This window comes from Candidatus Enterovibrio altilux, from assembly GCF_002381345.1.
Taxonomy (GTDB): domain Bacteria; phylum Pseudomonadota; class Gammaproteobacteria; order Enterobacterales; family Vibrionaceae; genus Enterovibrio; species Enterovibrio altilux.
The window spans coordinates 20,227-36,037 of sequence record NZ_CP020662.1; the positions used below are offsets into that span (position 1 = coordinate 20,227).

A 15,811-nucleotide genomic window follows, 5' to 3' on the forward strand; every position below is an offset into this window, starting at 1 on the left:
TTAAGGAGAAAATAAATAATGGTGGTATAATTCTAGTGTTATTGATCTATAATGTTAATGCAACCTCTCCTGTTACTGAATGTATTGCTTTATCAAATTTAACGAAGCATCTCCGCAGGTTCCCGCAAAATAACTCCGATTCCAGAAAATATTTTGGCTAAGCGCACCCACAATATAATTAAACTCATGCAGAAGTTTTATGAAACTAAGGCCTTTAAGTAAGTCAATTGGTGATGTTGAAATTAATCAATGAACGTAATTAACTTTTTCATTAAATGTACTGAGGGCAGCATCAAACATCAAACTAAGTTTTTAAATAATATTTAAAAACTTAGCAGATGTGAATCATCTAAAATTCAACATTTATACTTGGATACAAACACGACATGTAAGTGTAAAGAATAGCAATCGCGTCTACGTGTATCGTATACACTGACTAACTTACTTTGTACTATATAAATTTTATTTTATGAAAATTATATAATATACTAATTATCATGCTAGTACGTAAAACTTATCAATTCAGATTAAAATCTACTGTTACTCGATAGTATAGGGACTTACACAGCTTCCATAAGCAGAGACGAACGTCTAGCCGCCTGTAATTTATGAATACCTTTATTATGGATATTTAGGCCGCATTTAAGTTACATTTTATATTCATAGTTCCATACGACGGACAATCCTATGAACAAACTAATCAAGGCATTTTTTCCATTTTATGACCGCAATGATGGTATAATTTACAATTATCATACCACTGCTCAAATTGCACGAAATACGTTTATTCTTCAGTTTATACTCCAATTGAACAACAAAGCTAATGGTATCTAAAAGAAAATGCAAATGCGATAAATTTAATCAAGAGTTAGTTTGAACTTCGAACCTTAATTATGTATTCAATAAGTTGACTGTGATTCACATGTAATAACCACGTTTGATACATGTACCAATTATTTTGTCATGCATCTCCGTTAATTTTTAATAATTATTCGTTTTTACGGAATCGTTTCAAGCGAATACGCAGGATCAAATGCTCCCTCTTAATACATTACGTATAGAGCTTGCTTATAATATATTTATTCTCAGAAAGAATATATTATACGTAAAAACCATCTGTACACCACATGCAATGTTAAATATGAATAAACAATTAAAAAGTACATTAAAAAGTACATTAAAAATTTTCCCAAATAATGAAATATATAAATAATGATTTTTTCAATCTAGTTTTACATGCATGCTAGAGCCAGCGTAGCCTTTTTTACTACCAACCAAAGACCATGCTTATCCATTTTGCAGATAAAAAAACTTTCTACACGTCAAAATGCTGTGGAATGATGTCACGAGGTTGGAGCTTATCAAAATAGACAACCACATTAATACTGATGTAATTTCCTAAGTTAGGGAACTAAATCATAAATCTACACTCTCAGCAGCTAACTGGGAGCTGTATAATTAAGCTTTAATGAATCGTGGCTCATTCATATCCTGAATTGACAAAAGCCATTCAGCTATGCAATCAAAGCAAGGACTCATTAATTTTACGGGCTCAAAGTCTGCGGTGAAGGCGAATGGCAAGTAAAAAACATGGCACTCATGAGAAACGACGAGTATGGCGCAAGTTACATTTAACAGTAGATATAAATACGCATTTAATCATTACTGCTGAGTTAAGTGCATCAAATACAACTGACAGTGAAGTATTACCTAACTCGCTCAAACAGACCCGCTGAAAAATTAATGAAATATCAGACGACGGTGCTTACGACACCAGACAATGTTACGAAACCGTTCGGACTAAACGGACAGTTACCTTCGTCTCACTAAAAAAAGCAATTTTTTAAAAACGAGAGTATTCGTGTAATTTAATGGCCCATGACAAGAAGTTATACGGTTCAAAAAAGCATTGAAAAATGAAGTATTGTTGCAATAAAAGTTCCCTATCAAAGACAGCAATATTTCGAGTTAAGAAACTACTAGGAGGAACATTAAACCTAAGGGAACACAACGCTTAAATTAGCGAAACCTACACAATGATAAAAGCGTTAAATAAACTGGCCCGGGCCAAGTCTGCCTAAAATAAAAGCAATTGCTTCATAGTTAATCATATGAAAATTGGCTATCTGAATTTGAGTCAGGAAATAAAGCTATATTTAGGTCATAAGTAAGACTTTAAATTTAATATATAATTATAAAAGATAGTTTTCAATCTTAGCACCAGCATTTACAGAGTCTTTGATTGCTTTTGGAGTGCGACCTTGACCTGTCCATGTTTTTTCTAAGCCATCAATATCAATATATTTGTATTTTGCTGGACGAGAAGCTCGCTTAGATTTTAGTTTAGTACCGCTCAAAGTCTCCAGTAATTCTTCTGGATCAATACCATCTTTGATTAGCATTTCACGGTATTGTTCTATTTTATCTAAATGTTCTTTTTTAGCTACGTACGCTTCTGCTTCCGTTTCTTCACGCTCTATAACAACTGCTTGCAATTTTTTCAAGGCTTCTTGAAGTTGTTCTAGAGTTAGTTCGCGTGCTGTGGCACGAAGACTGCGAAGATTTAGTAATACTTTAAGTACATCAGACATTATGCATTTCCTATTTTCTTGCTTGTGATAATTAATAGCTATTACAAGAGTAACAATAATTTTTAATTATTTGCAAGGCCAGCTGAATTAAAATACCTATTATTAAAAAATTTATTTTATAAATCAGGGAATTTAATTATTTATTTACACTCTAAACAGTCAGGTTATCTTTAATATTTAAATATATGGGAAAGCTTTACTACAAAATAATCAACTGCAAGAAGTATAACCAAGCTTTAATCAAGTGTAACTCACTGACATTATAAATTTATGAAAAAAACATTTGCTATAGGGATCACATCAAATAGGATCATAGTAGGACACCTCATTTATTCAGTGATTTAGTCATTACAATATCTCTTATAATCAAACGAGTATTTTCAATGTCATTGAGAGATCTGCAAGGATGCATACATTCTGTTTCAAGCTGGTTCAACTGTTGTAGTCATACATGTAATAAGTCGATTATAATGCAAAAATAATATGCCTATTAAAGAGATGATAAACTATCATACTTGGTTCTCTGAGTTAGCAGAAGAATTAGTCGTAGTGTGAGAAGGACTTGGTTTCTTAATTCGAGTGCAAATAGCAAATTTCAACATGATTTGCTATTAAACAATTGCTTTCATGTTAGATATACCTAGTCTTGCTAGACTTATTTAAAGCTTTTATCATGGCGGCTGTTTAACTAATCTAAGTTGTGTGATTCCTTAGGCTCAATGTTCCTCATAGTATTTTTAATTCGAACTATTGCTGTCTCTTTTAGGTAACGTTTATGATAATCGGCTTTATTTTTTAAATCAGGAAACTAAATTTTTAATCAACATTCGAAACAGTGAGGCTCACTTAAATATTCAGGTCTATGAACAATCTTCACAACACAATAACTAACTGCAAGCAGTATAATCAAGCTATTAATCAATAGGGGATCACTAATATTCTGGATTGATGAAGAAGATATTTAGCTATGGAATTAAACTAAGCAGGGTAATCATGGGAGACTTCGTTTATTTAGCAACATAGCCATGGCATTGTACTTAAAAATTACTTCTATAAAAGACATAGCGTGAGTAAATTGGTGGTACATTTGATATTCATCATAAAGTATTGACGCAAAATTTTTACTAGCATAATGGTTGAGCAGTTGAGAGAAGCATTTCAGTCTACTTGCGGGCAACTGAAATGCGAATTAGTATAAATAGATGGTAAGCAAGATCATCAATTAGCAATTGTGCTGTAAATATCTATCCAATTAGAGCGAGAATATAAGGCGTAAGATATGACAACGGCTTAATCTGAGTCTGATAGAGTGGTGAGACATCACTTAACTAAGGCTGATTGCCATTCGCGAATCCACCTGCTGCGGTTGTCTGCTACATTCTCTGGTGTAAATTGCAAGTTGTTAGTTGGCACTAACAAAGAGCTAAAACTATCAGGTAGTTTAATATTCGTAACTGGGTACATCCAGTTTCCCGTTGGGATTGCGTTTTGAAATTCATCACTCAGAATAAATTGCATAAACGCATCAGCCAAAGCTTGGTTTTTTGAGCTTTTTACTTTGGCTGCCACTTCGACTTGCATGTAGTGGCCTTCATCAAAATTAGCGCTGGCAAAGTTAGAATTTTTTTCTGCGATCAGGTGATACGCCGGAGATGTTGTGTATGATAACACCATGTCTGATTCGCCTTTTAGGAACATGCTGTAAGCTTCGGACCAACTTTTGGTTACCGTAACCGTCTTCTTCGCCAATTGTTGCCATGCGTTAGACACGTCGTCACCATAAATTGACTTCATCCACAGCATGAGGTTTTGTCCTGGTGTTGACGTTCGAGGATCTTGATAAATCACTGAAATATCATCACGTGTTTCCACTAATTTTTTCAAGCTTTTTGGTGGATTTTGCAGTTTTGTCTTATCATAAATAAATGCCAAGTAACCGTAATCATAAGGAATAAATGTGGCATCTTTCCAACCGTTTGGTAAGGTAAGAGCTTCGGTATTAACATTATGTGTGGCTAGTAACCCGGTTATTTTCGCTTCCGCCATCAGGTTTGTATCTAAACCCAGTAACACATCTGCTTTGCTTTTTTTTCCTTCTAGACGCAAGCGGTTAAGCATAGTCACGCCATTATCTAATGCCACTAAATTTAAGGTGCAATCGCACTTTGCTTCAAATGCTTTTTTAATCACGGGACCAGATCCCCAATTGGTAGCAAAAGAATCGTAGGTGTAGATTGTTAAAATATTTGAAGAATCTGATAACGCAGGACCAGCCATGGCCATTGTTAACATTATTAAAAACATAAATGTTTTCATGGTTATCTCACTATCTGTTCGGCTAGGTTTGAGGTTAAATTGAACAAAAATCGAAGCATATCAATATTCATGCCAGCGTTATCTGATTTTAGTGTAGATTCTCGTCGCTCGATAAAGCAGTGAAAGATTACGCTCAACGACCACATCGTGAGGGGAAAGTATTAATAGCATTATTAATATTTTATTTTTCATGTTTATTTTCCATATTGTCTAGAAGCGCATAAATTATTATTGTCTTGTATTATGGATACATGACTAAGTCAAGCTACCCCAGATTAAGCCGCTATCGCATTTTACGTCTTATATCCCCCCCGCTCCTAATCGGGCGATGGTTCACGGCGAAATTGCTAAAGAATTAGCATTAACCGTAATGTTGTAAGAAAGGTGCACTATAGCTGCTGTAAGTCAACGCTTTGATGGCACCATAATTTTGAATAAACCATTCAGCTTTAGTACAATTTCCGATACCAATAACAGCTTGTACTAATAACTTGAGGTCAAAAAACCATTGATTTTTCTGATTTTCGCTCCAGTCGTCACGATATATTTCGAAATAATGTTCAATCCACCAGTAAGAGCCTTGAATAAAACCAGCCACTATTAGTGTTGCGGGTTGGATTTGATCATCACTCCCATCAATTGCATAGTCATCAGAAAGAGGCGTCCCCTGTGAAAAAGCTGCATAATTACTGCAGTATTTGAACAGCACAAGCTGTAACGATGACGCCGAATCACAATGCAATAGAGGTAAGGTTGCTATCGGTAAATGTTTGGCATTTTCACGAAAAAGCTCAACTGTACGTTTACCAGGTAGTAATTTTTCGATCACAAAAAATAGATCAAGACTGATAAGTTCGTTGTTCAACATGAAGTCCTTGGTTGTTGCAGTGTTTCTAGCATATATGATTTTTCACCGTTCTCTCTAATAATACCTCATGTCCCCCCACCAGCCAACAACATGTTCGTGACGAAAATTGTGCAAGCTTCTGCAAGCAATAATAATTTATGTAACTTTTCACCACCCTATTAGTAGATGTTTCTTATGTCGTTAGCAGTTGCTCGATAGTATTAAAATTTATACCATTTCCATAAGCAGAAATGACCATTCAGCCGCCTTTAATACCAAAACACCTTGAGCACAGATATTTAAAGATGGCATAGTAGTATGCTAGCTCTTAAACTTGTCATTTTTATAAAAAACTGGAAGAAAGGCCTTTCAAAGCTCGCAAGTGGAACTATTCACTTTGTGTAATCACGATACAGACTGGGATTTAAATGCTGCTTTTAATATTCGTTATGAAGGTATTTTAAAATTAAAAGCTACTGGACAAGTCGTTATTGCTTGTGGAGGCGTGCGTAATTCTCGTCAAGAACGACTGCCTGTTTAGGAAACAAGATGCGTCGTCGATAGGGCGATAAGTACGGTGAATCAATAACTATGTTTTAAAACTCTGAATGTATATTAAAACGCCTGAACTATTATTTTTTGTTTGAATAGTTCAGGGGATAAGGACTATTTGTTAAGGAGCTGTTTGTGAAACCTGTTGTCATTAAACGCGATGGACACCACGTACCTTTTCAGTGTCAACGTATTAAAAATGCCATAATAAGGGCATCTTCAACAATTAAAAATATGAATAAAGCCTATGCAGGGGCAGTAGCGAATAGTGTTTTTGCACAGTTCAGAAGTGTGAAAGAAGTTGATATTCATGATATTCAAGATGCGGTTGAGAATCACTTGATGGCCGGGCCTTACAAGACAGTAGCGCGCGCGTATATTGAATATCGTCATGATCGCGATAACATGCGCGAACGGAGAAGTCATCTTAACCATGAAATTAAAGGATTAGTTGAGCAAACAAACTCAGATATCCTCAACGAAAATGCAAATAAAGACAGTAAGGTTATCCCAACGCAACGTGATCTATTAGCTGGCATTGTAGCAAAGCATTATGCTAAGCAATACATGCTACCAAAAATGGTGTTGCACGCGCATGAACATGGGGATATCCATTATCACGATTTAGATTATGCGCCTTTTTTCCCTATGTTCAATTGTATGTTGATTGACCTTGAAGGCATGCTAACCAAAGGATTTAAAATGGGTAACGCAGAGATCGATCAGCCTCAGTCGATTTCTACAGCAACAGCTGTTACTTCTCAAATTATTGCGCAGGTTGCTAGTCATATCTATGGCGGAACTACAATTAACCGCATTGATGAAACACTCGCGCCATATGTAAATATTAGTTATCAAAAACACCTCGAGGTAGCGCAGGAATGGAATATCGAAGACGCTCAAGACTATGCGACTTCTCGCACTGAAAAAGAGTGTTATGATGCATTTCAATCATTGGAATATGAAGTAAACACTCTACACACCACAAATGGACAAACACCATTTGTAACTTTTGGTTTTGGGTTAGGTGAATCTTGGGCCGCGCGTCTCATTCAATTTGCAATTCTTAAAAATCGTATTTTTGGTTTGGGTAAAAACCATAAAACTGCCGTGTTCCCTAAGCTAGTGTTTAGTGTGAAAGCTGGGTTGAACTTGAAAAATGGTGAACCAAACTACGATATAAAAATGTTGGCACTCGAGTGCGCATCTAAGCGCATGTATCCAGATATATTAAACTATGACCGGGTGATTGAAGTAACGGGCTCATTCAAAACTCCCATGGGCTGTCGTAGTTTTTTACCTACATATGAAAAAAATGGCGAATTAATACACGAAGGTCGTAATAATCTTGGTGTTATCAGTTTGAACCTCCCGCGTGTGGCAATTCGTGCAAATGGTTGTGAGGAAACCTTCTTTAAGTTGCTTGATGAAGTGATGAGTGTTGCACGTGAAGCTTTAGACTCTCGTATTGCACGTTTTGACGGTGTGAAAGCGCGTGTTGCACCGATTTTATATATGGAAGGTGCTTGTGGGATACGTTTGAATGAAGATGACAATATTAGCGAAATCTTCAAAAATGGTCGTGCATCAATTTCTATGGGTTATATAGGACTACACGAAACAATTAATGCTCTATATGGTACAAAACAACACATCTATGATTCTCCAGAGTTACGCGAAAAGGCTATCTCCATTATCCGGCATATGAAAGTGACAACGGATCGCTGGAAATATGAAACAGGCTATGGCTTTAGTTTATACAGCACCCCAAGTGAAAATTTATGTAATCGTTTCTGCAAAATAGACGCAAAAGAATTCGGCTTGATACCTGGTGTAACGGATAAAGGTTACTATACTAACAGTTTTCACCTAGATGTTGAAAAGAGTGTTAACCCGTACGATAAAATTGATTTTGAAATGTCGTATCCTCCAATCACAAATGGTGGTTTCATTTGCTATGGTGAATACCCCAATATTCAGAATAACCTTGAAGCGTTAGAAAATGTATGGGATTACAGTTATGAACGCATACCTTACTACGGTACCAATACGCCAATTGATGAATGTTACAAATGTGGTTTCACTGGTGAGTTCGAATGTTCAAGTAAAGGTTTTGTCTGTCCAAGTTGTGGCAATCATGACTCCACTCAAGTGTCTGTCACTCGTCGTGTTTGCGGCTATTTAGGTAGCCCTGACACTCGTCCGTTCAATAATGGCAAGCAAGAAGAAGTCCAACGTCGTATTAAGCATATGTAAGATCAGTCAAATGAATTTCCATCAGTACTATCCGGTTGACGTAATTAATGGAGAAGGCACTCGCTGTACCTTGTTTGTGGCTGGGTGTGAGCATCAATGCCGAGGTTGTTACAATCAAAGTACCTTACCACTCGATTCTGGGCAGGTGTTTGATAAGCTGATGGAAGATCGTATTATTGCAGACTTAAACGACATGCGCATTATACGTCGAGGATTATCGCTCAGTGGAGGTGATCCTCTTCACCCAGCCAATGTTTCTGCTGTATTAGCTTTGGTTAATCGCGTTAGGCGTGAATGCACAAAAAAAGACATTTGGCTTTGGACTGGTTATAAGCTATCAAACCTAACGATGGAGCAGCAAGCGATTGTAGCTCTACTTGATGTATTAATTGATGGTAAATTTGAACAATCGTTGGCAAATCCATCATTACTTTGGAAGGGCAGTTCGAATCAAGTTATCTATCGTTTGACTCCAGCTTAACAATAACCTTGAGGTCTTGCAAGAATACCACCGAGAATTGAATTGCTTATAAGCGGCGGCACTGCTTACCGTAACCGTAGTATTGCTCAGGTCTTTGTTGGTGATTATGAGTGTACCGACTAAATCCTTTTCTGAAATTCACCTTCTGAGATTGTCTAATCTCTTTTTGATTTGATTTTATCATCTTTATCTCTATCTGTGGTATGTGCCAGTGCTGACCTTTATCGAAATATCTCTATTGAGTTTCATAATATGATCATTAGCCATTGGAACATGGTCGTGTGAGTGTGGTATTATGCACAATAGTTATCTATTACATAAAATAACCAATCTACATAGTAAACAAAAATATTTTACATATAAATATATACATCATAGAATTCATATCTATTACAGTTATTTAAAGTAAGAAAGTGGGTTTATACAGGTCACAAAGATAAAGATCAATAATCAAAGTGAAGACTTCTGGATTGTTATTGGATCTGATTATCTTCCTGTCAAATAAATAGACCTTTATCTAAAATATTTACACTCTACTGGTAAGTCACCAAACACGATTAGATCGTATGCTTATCATCTAAAAGAGTTCTGGTTGTTTATGCTAGGCGCGAGAGAGGTGTCATCGCCGATAATTTCACCCTGTAACTTGAATTTTTCTGGGTATGTCTATGTTCCCAGACTCTCCGTATGTTGTTTTCACAATATTTCCGAAGTGCGCCCTCCGCATCGTAACTTTTTGCTTTTTTTTCGCAACGCCGTTCAGTTTCATACGTCCGCAACCGCTTTAGCTCTGCGTTATCAATGTCCATAAGTTCATAGAAAAGCGGGGTCGCGCAAAGGGTACGTGGCAAACAGCCTCCATGGAGAATGTCTTGGCAGCCCTGTCCGCTCCACTCGGCGTCAACTAATACGCGCATAATGACGAGTTCTTTTATCATCAAATAGATTGTTGATTTAGACACTCCAATTTCTCGGTGAATTTCTACGCAAAGAAGTGAGACATTGATACAGCCTGTTACGGCGTCACTATTGTAGGCAATCCAACGTAGAAAATTCTCTAGATTTCGCAGATGCACAGCCCGAAATTCAAGATTTCTCTTACGCATGCCTGCGTCAACCAACCGCATAACAAGAAATACCCAGCGGACATTAACCCAGACACCAACTTTTTCGACTGTGTTCCACAGCTTGCGGTTAATTGTCGGGATTGGTCTTAACTTGCGTTGTTTCTTTCCCAGAACCTTCCGTACACCATTTTCATTTTGAGGGGAGAGGGCTTCCTCTGGATACCACAGTGCAGTTAATTCCCACGCCGAGGTATTGTTTTCTTTTTGTAAGAATTTCGTCATTGTCTAATTGGGTTGGATTGAGGGGTTCTGGATCAGAGTCAGAACACTGGATAATGCATTTTCGTACTTTTTAAATTAATAAGCAAGCTACTTGAGTTAAAAAAAGCGACCAACTTCTAATAGTTCGCAAAAAGCAAAGCCCTGACATGTCAGGGCTTTTATGTTGCTCTTTTATGCTGCTATAGCAAGCTATGGGTTCTGAAGCCAAACCAAAAATTCCACAACCCGTAAAATTTTTAGATGCTTGCATAGCACTGATACAATTTAAAACTACTTAAGACCAACAATGTTCTGGGCTTTTTGTGGTTTTAACAGTGTAATCAGGTTTGAGTTTTTTAATATCTGACACACGGGTTTTTTAAAACTCAATAACAGAGAAGGGCGAAAAATTGGCATTTTTCGCTCGGGCTTTGTTACGTCTAAAAGTTAGTTAAAACTTGAAGACAATTGGACTATATCCGACTGAGTCCCAAAGATCCAACGGATTACCCCTCGATCTTCTAGAAAATACTGAAGAAAGATGTAACAAATCCAGAAACCGCTCTCATTTCTGAAGAAAAAGGAAGAGGGACATGTCTAATAAACTTGACAAAGAAAATCTGCGGTGGAAATAAAACGGGGCTGTTGCAACTAATTATAGGATGCAGATCTACCCAGTAATGGGTTTAACGATTACTGATAAATCACCTCAACATTGAGTAGACGATTCATGAAGGCGGATCTCTCCCGAACAAGAGTTTTACCCTCATCATGACGTAACCAGAAATCAAACTGGCCTTTGTTCAACATTCGCAGTGATTCGAATCCCTCGATGGTTGACTAGGCTCGCTTTCGTATTTTAAAACCACCTGAGCTGACAACGAGCTTCTTGATGGGGGCGTGATCGGACTCGATACCATTATGCAGCCGGTTACTGCGTCACTATTGTAGGCAATCCAACGTAGAAAATTCTCTAGATTTCGCAGATGCACAGCTCGAAATTCAAGATTTCTCTTACGCATGCCTGCGTCAACCAAACGCATAACAAGAAATACCCAGCGGACATTAACCCAGACACCAACTTTCTCAACCTGTCAGTATTATTTTTTGGTGTTGTTATTTTTTGTTTCGGAAACTAATGTCACTTTTTGACTATTATCGACCATAGATTTTGTGGGCGGCTTAACACAATAAGTCCATAGTCTTGGTGAGTTAAAGCTGATCCTGGTAGGGGCAACTGGTGTTTGTGTAGTAGTAGACTGCTTATTATCCTTAGTATCTTCTTTAGTCATTATACAATTCCCCTAAAGTTAAGTTATTTTAAGCCAGACTGGAGTCGGGCTTGTTGATTGTATCTAGGAAACAACATATTGCCTACATGATCGTCATCGTCCTTTTTACAGGTTTTGCGAGGTTGTACGCACTTATGGGGAAAGCAATCAGAGCGAGGGACAGGCTTAAGCTCCACAACATATAGTTGTCGGGGAGGGAATTCCTAGGTGAAATGAAATAGCATATCGCCAAAAATAATTATTGATTACCTCTTTTAATTATTTTTTTTAATTACTTCATTACAAAGCTTAACGAACAATTCTCGACTAGAGCGCGCTCCCTCTAGCTTTAGCGCGGCTTGTATTATTGCATGTTCGTGTGCGGTGACTGTGGCAATACTGACAATGCAGACCACAACGCATCAGGGGTTGTAAAGAAACGGGCAATAAACCTAATTTTAGACACTGGAACGGTGTTGTCTGACGATGGAGTTCTTCAACTCAAGTCAGATAGTGGACGTGAAGGGAACCGTAAGACAAGTAGAGCCAAAAGCTCAACTCGCAGTACCCAGAGAAACGTCAAAAAAGAAGAGCTAGTGGCTTAGGCTGTTATCTTGGAAGCTAGGTACTTTAGTGCCGAGTAGTTGCAACAGCCCCCTTAATCTTTTTGATTATGAAGGGAAATCATTACTGATATTAAGTAGGGTTTAAAGGGACATTGTTGATTAAATCAGGCATATAATACACTGACTCCAAATCTTCGGTACCTCACTCTTACGTTCTTCGAACGCTTACTAATGAAGGTGTATATAGGGGATTTAAGCGGGACATTCATCAACGTAAAAACTGAATTGAGAAAGCCTTCTAATCTAAGAATGGGAAGTTTAAAAATACCTCTCACCAACAGTGCCGTTTCAATCGAGGTAGGCGTTATTTACAAAAAATTTGAACTAATCTCTATGTTTACAATTTAGATCATCATGGAATTAGGCAGGAAGTGATGAATAAATTGTAAACATAGAGATTAGTTCAAATTTTTTGTAAATAACGACGAGCAATATAATATATAACTGTTATTTATTTTAGAAAAAGATGTTGCAAATGATATTAAAGAAATTTAAATGGATACTTTTATCCACTATGGGTTTAATGATGTATTTTGGTATGTATACACCTACAATATTGGCCGAGGAGCCAGTTGCTTTGAACAAAGGTGGTCATCAGTGGCTGATGCAACAATCACAACACTTTATCGTACACTTTCGTAGTGACTGGGTGCAATTCGCTGCGCATTCTTTAGACATTGCAGAAAAAGTGCATCAAGATCTCGCCAGTCAGTTTTCACAGATGCCAACGGACAAAACTCATCTCATTCTGGAGGATGATGAGGACTCTAATAATGGTAATGCAATACCGATACCTTCTCCTCACATTCATCTGTCTTTACATCCTCCTAGAAATATACTTAATTCAGAAGGGAACGAGAAGCGGTTGGATTCGCTGATCCGCCATGAATACACACACATTGTTCATATGGAGTTCAATGACCGTGCGGTAACTAGAGCACGTGATATTTTTGGCCGCCAACTGCTGTTTTTCCCGCATTTTCTGACTCCACACTTCTTAAGAGAAGGGTTGGCGATTTATATAGAAAAACAAGGCTATTATGATAGTTTCTTTGCTATGCAAATGCGTATGGAAGTGGTGAGCGGTCAATTAGCTGATCTAAGTCAAGTGGCAAATCAAGTGGTGGTGGATAACTCTTTACTACCCGCTGGTATTGCTTATCTCTACGGTGCGTATTTCATTGATTATTTAACCAAAACATATGGTGAAGAAGCGTTCCAGCACTTTTTAACCGATTACAGTGGTTATTTAATTCCGGGTTTTTTCTTAAACCGCAGTGCGCGACACGCTTTTGGTAAAGATTTTTTTGCGCTTTGGGAAGAGTTTCGTGCCGATCTTATAACGCAGTTTTCAGATCAAATTGCGCAAAGTAAGGAGCACTCTTCGGGTGCTCAATCTCTAGATAGTCAGCCATTTTCATACTTATTGGCCAATGGAGAATCAGATCAACTGCTTGCTTGGCGTAATAATTATGTTGACGGTGGACATTTAGCGATGTGGGATAGTGAGAAAAATCAATGGCATTACTTATCGACAATAAATGGATTAACCAGCCTCGATACTCATCCACAACAAGGCATTGTCGTCTCACAAAAAAACCAAAATCAGGAAGAACAAAAGTTCAATGACCTTTATCGCTATGTTGATGGGCAGTGGCAGAGTTTAACTGAGCAGCAGCGCTTTACCCAAGTGCGTTGGAGCTTAGATGGGCAAAGCGTTTTTGCAACGCGCCATAAGCACGGTTTACCTGAATTGTGGAATGTGACACTTGATGGACAGCAAACTCGCCTATGGCAAGGTTCGTTTGGCTGGATAATTGGTGATATGGCGCTATCCCCAACAGGTGAAATTTATGCATCCATTCAGCAGCCGTTTAGTGCATGGAATATCATGCGTTTTGAACAGAAAGAGCAGAGCTGGTTGGCAGTAACCGAAACTTCAGCAACGGAACATCAACTGAGTTTTATTAAAGAGGGAGAGTTGCTGTTTAGTGCGGATTACAATGGCCACTATCAGATCTACCGAATGGACTTAACCAGTTTACAGGTAGAGCAACTGACCAACGAAGTTGGCGGGGCTTTTTCTCCTCAATGGATTGCATCGCAAGGGCTTATCTATCAAGCCTATGAGCATGATGGCTACCATTTGCGTCATATTCACGCAGTGACAGCTTTGAATGATGTTTCGCTTTCATCGTATGCTACGGTGAATGAGGCTTCTTCAGCTCCGATCTCCACGACAGAAAAAAGTGAAATTACTGAGGATTCACAGCTTCCAACTTTAACGGGGCAAGACTGGACTTCCGCTTGGCAAAGTGATGATAACCAATCTTTGGTTATTTTTGAGATCAGTGGTTCAGATAATCTGGAGCGTCATCAGTATGGTATCCAAGCAGCTTGGGACACGAAAAATACGTTGGGGTCGTATCAATTAGATTACGCGTATGAAGACCTCTGGCAAGCAATATTAAGCCGAGAGCATGAGTTTAACTTGAACCCATTGACCAATAAAGAAGACCGAATTGTTCGCCAAGATAACTTAACGTTAAAAAGTGATTACTCATTGCATGGCATTGACGATGACCTAACGTTTGGTGTCGGAACCTATTGGCAAAAAGTGTCACTGATAAAATCACCTCAAGGTACGAGCTCTGCACAAGCAAGTGATGAGTGGCTGGCGGGAACTGCGCTGCAATGGGATGATAAATTGGGTCATTACGCCGATTTGGTGTGGGAGCAAAATGTTGGCGGCAATTACTCTGGACAAAAATGGCAGGCTCAATGGATGGCACATTGGAATCTTCCAGGGAGCTTCAGTCTAAGCACCCACCTTGCGGCAGGTTATGCGGATTCAAAAGCCAAACCATTTAAACTTGGGGGTTATGAGGGAGACCAAATTAAGCTGTATGGTCGCCATCAGCTAGCGTTAAGTGGGTATAGCTATGGGGCGCAAGTAGGGCAAGCTTACACCACACAAAGTATTACGTTAAGCCACTTAATTTATCGCGTTAACCGGAACTGGGATGTGTGGCCAATTGGTTTTGGGGCTATTTCAGGTTCAGTATTTATCAACTCAGGTTCAAGCTGGAACGATAACCAACGTTACCAAGCTCTGACAGGGGTTGGGGCTGCAGTGCAAATTGAGACAATAGGGTTTTATTTTTATCAGTTACCAGTAATCATTGGCTATAATCACGGATTAGACAGTCAATTAGGTAAAGATCAGGTGTATATCAAGCTAAGCGCTCAGTTTTAGTAAGTCGTCAATAAGGTGATTACTCACCGATCTTGATCGGGCGATGATTTTTGTTTCCTGGGCAGCAACTCGTTCGTAACGGGAATTACGCAAGCCTCCGCAAGCAGTAACGACTTGTCCAGTCGCTTTTAATTCCAAAATACCTTTTATCACTTAACCGTAAAACCCCGTCATTTATGGCTAAGTGATAAAAATATAGGTTAAAGTTCCCCCTGAAAACCACTTACTTTGGAGTTATTTAAACCAAAACTGAGCACCTTGCTTCCCCTGGTTGTCATCTAGATAAC

General features: G+C 38.2%; 12 protein-coding genes and 3 pseudogenes. 7 read left to right on the forward strand and 8 right to left on the reverse strand.

Translation table 11 applies throughout. The annotated features are described in order from the left end of the window. Positions 1 to 72 precede the first annotated feature (72 nt). Positions 73 to 171, reverse strand: a complete 99-nt coding sequence (locus BTN50_RS12490) for a transposase (RefSeq protein WP_394336788.1) — start codon at positions 169 to 171, stop codon at positions 73 to 75. Between the two features lie 1,377 nt (positions 172 to 1,548). Here BTN50_RS12490 and BTN50_RS11505 point away from each other — a divergent pair. Then, positions 1,549 to 2,086 (forward strand): annotated as a pseudogene (locus BTN50_RS11505) (transposase); the annotation flags it as partial. Positions 2,087 to 2,192: 106 nt separating this feature from the next. On the opposite strand, the gene BTN50_RS07420 reads toward BTN50_RS11505, so the two are convergent. Next, on the reverse strand, positions 2,193 to 2,591 hold the full coding sequence (locus BTN50_RS07420; RefSeq protein ID WP_096619658.1) for an H-NS family histone-like protein: 399 nt from the start codon (positions 2,589 to 2,591) through the stop codon (positions 2,193 to 2,195). Between the two features lie 365 nt (positions 2,592 to 2,956). Between BTN50_RS07420 and BTN50_RS12495 the strand changes: the two genes are divergently transcribed. Further along, the gene (locus BTN50_RS12495; RefSeq protein WP_394336789.1) at positions 2,957 to 3,073 is read left to right on the forward strand and encodes a hypothetical protein; all 117 of its coding nucleotides are present in this window, start codon (positions 2,957 to 2,959) and stop codon (positions 3,071 to 3,073) included. 838 nt (positions 3,074 to 3,911) lie between these two features. On the opposite strand, the gene thiB is transcribed toward BTN50_RS12495, so the two are convergent. Further along, positions 3,912 to 4,907 (reverse strand): thiamine ABC transporter substrate binding subunit, encoded by a 996-nt coding sequence (gene thiB / locus BTN50_RS07435; protein WP_096619660.1) that lies wholly within the window; start codon positions 4,905 to 4,907, stop codon positions 3,912 to 3,914. 361 nt (positions 4,908 to 5,268) lie between these two features. Further along, entirely contained in the window at positions 5,269 to 5,772 is a 504-nt protein-coding gene (locus BTN50_RS07440; RefSeq protein ID WP_096619694.1) for a hypothetical protein, read from the reverse strand. 379 nt (positions 5,773 to 6,151) lie between these two features. Here BTN50_RS07440 and BTN50_RS10240 point away from each other — a divergent pair, with 379 nt between their 5' ends. From BTN50_RS10240 to nrdG, 3 genes are all read left to right on the forward strand, one after another. Then, the gene (locus BTN50_RS10240) at positions 6,152 to 6,295 is read left to right on the forward strand and encodes a hypothetical protein (RefSeq protein WP_161492994.1); all 144 of its coding nucleotides are present in this window, start codon (positions 6,152 to 6,154) and stop codon (positions 6,293 to 6,295) included. A 146-nt stretch (positions 6,296 to 6,441) separates the two neighbouring features. Then, a complete protein-coding gene (nrdD, locus tag BTN50_RS07445) occupies positions 6,442 to 8,562 on the forward strand; it encodes an anaerobic ribonucleoside-triphosphate reductase (protein ID WP_096619661.1) in 2,121 nt (706 codons plus the stop codon). 10 nt (positions 8,563 to 8,572) lie between these two features. Next, positions 8,573 to 9,043 carry an anaerobic ribonucleoside-triphosphate reductase-activating protein gene (nrdG, locus tag BTN50_RS07450; protein ID WP_096619662.1) on the forward strand — a complete coding sequence of 157 codons (471 nt, stop codon included), beginning with the start codon at positions 8,573 to 8,575 and terminating at the stop codon, positions 9,041 to 9,043. Positions 9,044 to 9,639: 596 nt separating this feature from the next. On the opposite strand, the gene BTN50_RS07455 is transcribed toward nrdG, so the two are convergent. The 3 genes and pseudogenes from BTN50_RS07455 to BTN50_RS07465 form a co-directional block, all read right to left on the reverse strand. Continuing rightward, complete coding sequence (locus BTN50_RS07455; RefSeq protein ID WP_151897958.1) at positions 9,640 to 10,149, reverse strand: hypothetical protein; 510 nt, start codon at positions 10,147 to 10,149, stop codon at positions 9,640 to 9,642. Between the two features lie 915 nt (positions 10,150 to 11,064). Then, positions 11,065 to 11,298, reverse strand: a pseudogene (locus BTN50_RS07460) (DDE-type integrase/transposase/recombinase); the annotation flags it as partial. Between the two features lie 173 nt (positions 11,299 to 11,471). Further along, positions 11,472 to 11,663 carry a hypothetical protein gene (locus tag BTN50_RS07465; protein ID WP_096619664.1) on the reverse strand — a complete coding sequence of 64 codons (192 nt, stop codon included), beginning with the start codon at positions 11,661 to 11,663 and terminating at the stop codon, positions 11,472 to 11,474. A 350-nt stretch (positions 11,664 to 12,013) separates the two neighbouring features. On the opposite strand from BTN50_RS07465, the gene BTN50_RS07470 reads away from it, so the two are divergent. After that, positions 12,014 to 12,247, forward strand: a complete 234-nt coding sequence (locus BTN50_RS07470; RefSeq protein ID WP_223825599.1) for a transposase — start codon at positions 12,014 to 12,016, stop codon at positions 12,245 to 12,247. Positions 12,248 to 12,402: 155 nt separating this feature from the next. On the opposite strand, the pseudogene BTN50_RS07475 reads toward BTN50_RS07470, so the two are convergent. Further along, positions 12,403 to 12,567: pseudogene (locus BTN50_RS07475) on the reverse strand (transposase); the annotation flags it as partial. Between the two features lie 176 nt (positions 12,568 to 12,743). Between BTN50_RS07475 and BTN50_RS07480 the strand changes: the two are divergent. Next, positions 12,744 to 15,524 (forward strand): TolB-like translocation protein, encoded by a 2,781-nt coding sequence (locus BTN50_RS07480; protein ID WP_096619695.1) that lies wholly within the window; start codon positions 12,744 to 12,746, stop codon positions 15,522 to 15,524. Positions 15,525 to 15,811 lie beyond the last annotated feature (287 nt).

Excerpts from the sequence above, each read along its gene's own strand:
- nrdG (WP_096619662.1), top strand. The coding sequence starts at position 8,573 with ATGAATTTCCATCAGTACTATCCGGTTGACGTAATTAATGGAGAAGGC.
- BTN50_RS07465 (WP_096619664.1), bottom strand. The coding sequence starts at position 11,663 with ATGACTAAAGAAGATACTAAGGATAATAAGCAGTCTACTACTACACAA.
- BTN50_RS07455 (WP_151897958.1), bottom strand. The coding sequence starts at position 10,149 with ATGCGTAAGAGAAATCTTGAATTTCGGGCTGTGCATCTGCGAAATCTA.
- BTN50_RS07420 (WP_096619658.1), bottom strand. The coding sequence starts at position 2,591 with ATGTCTGATGTACTTAAAGTATTACTAAATCTTCGCAGTCTTCGTGCC.
- BTN50_RS07480 (WP_096619695.1), top strand. The coding sequence starts at position 12,744 with ATGATATTAAAGAAATTTAAATGGATACTTTTATCCACTATGGGTTTA.
- thiB (WP_096619660.1), bottom strand. The coding sequence starts at position 4,907 with ATGAAAACATTTATGTTTTTAATAATGTTAACAATGGCCATGGCTGGT.
- BTN50_RS07470 (WP_223825599.1), top strand. The coding sequence starts at position 12,014 with ATGTTCGTGTGCGGTGACTGTGGCAATACTGACAATGCAGACCACAAC.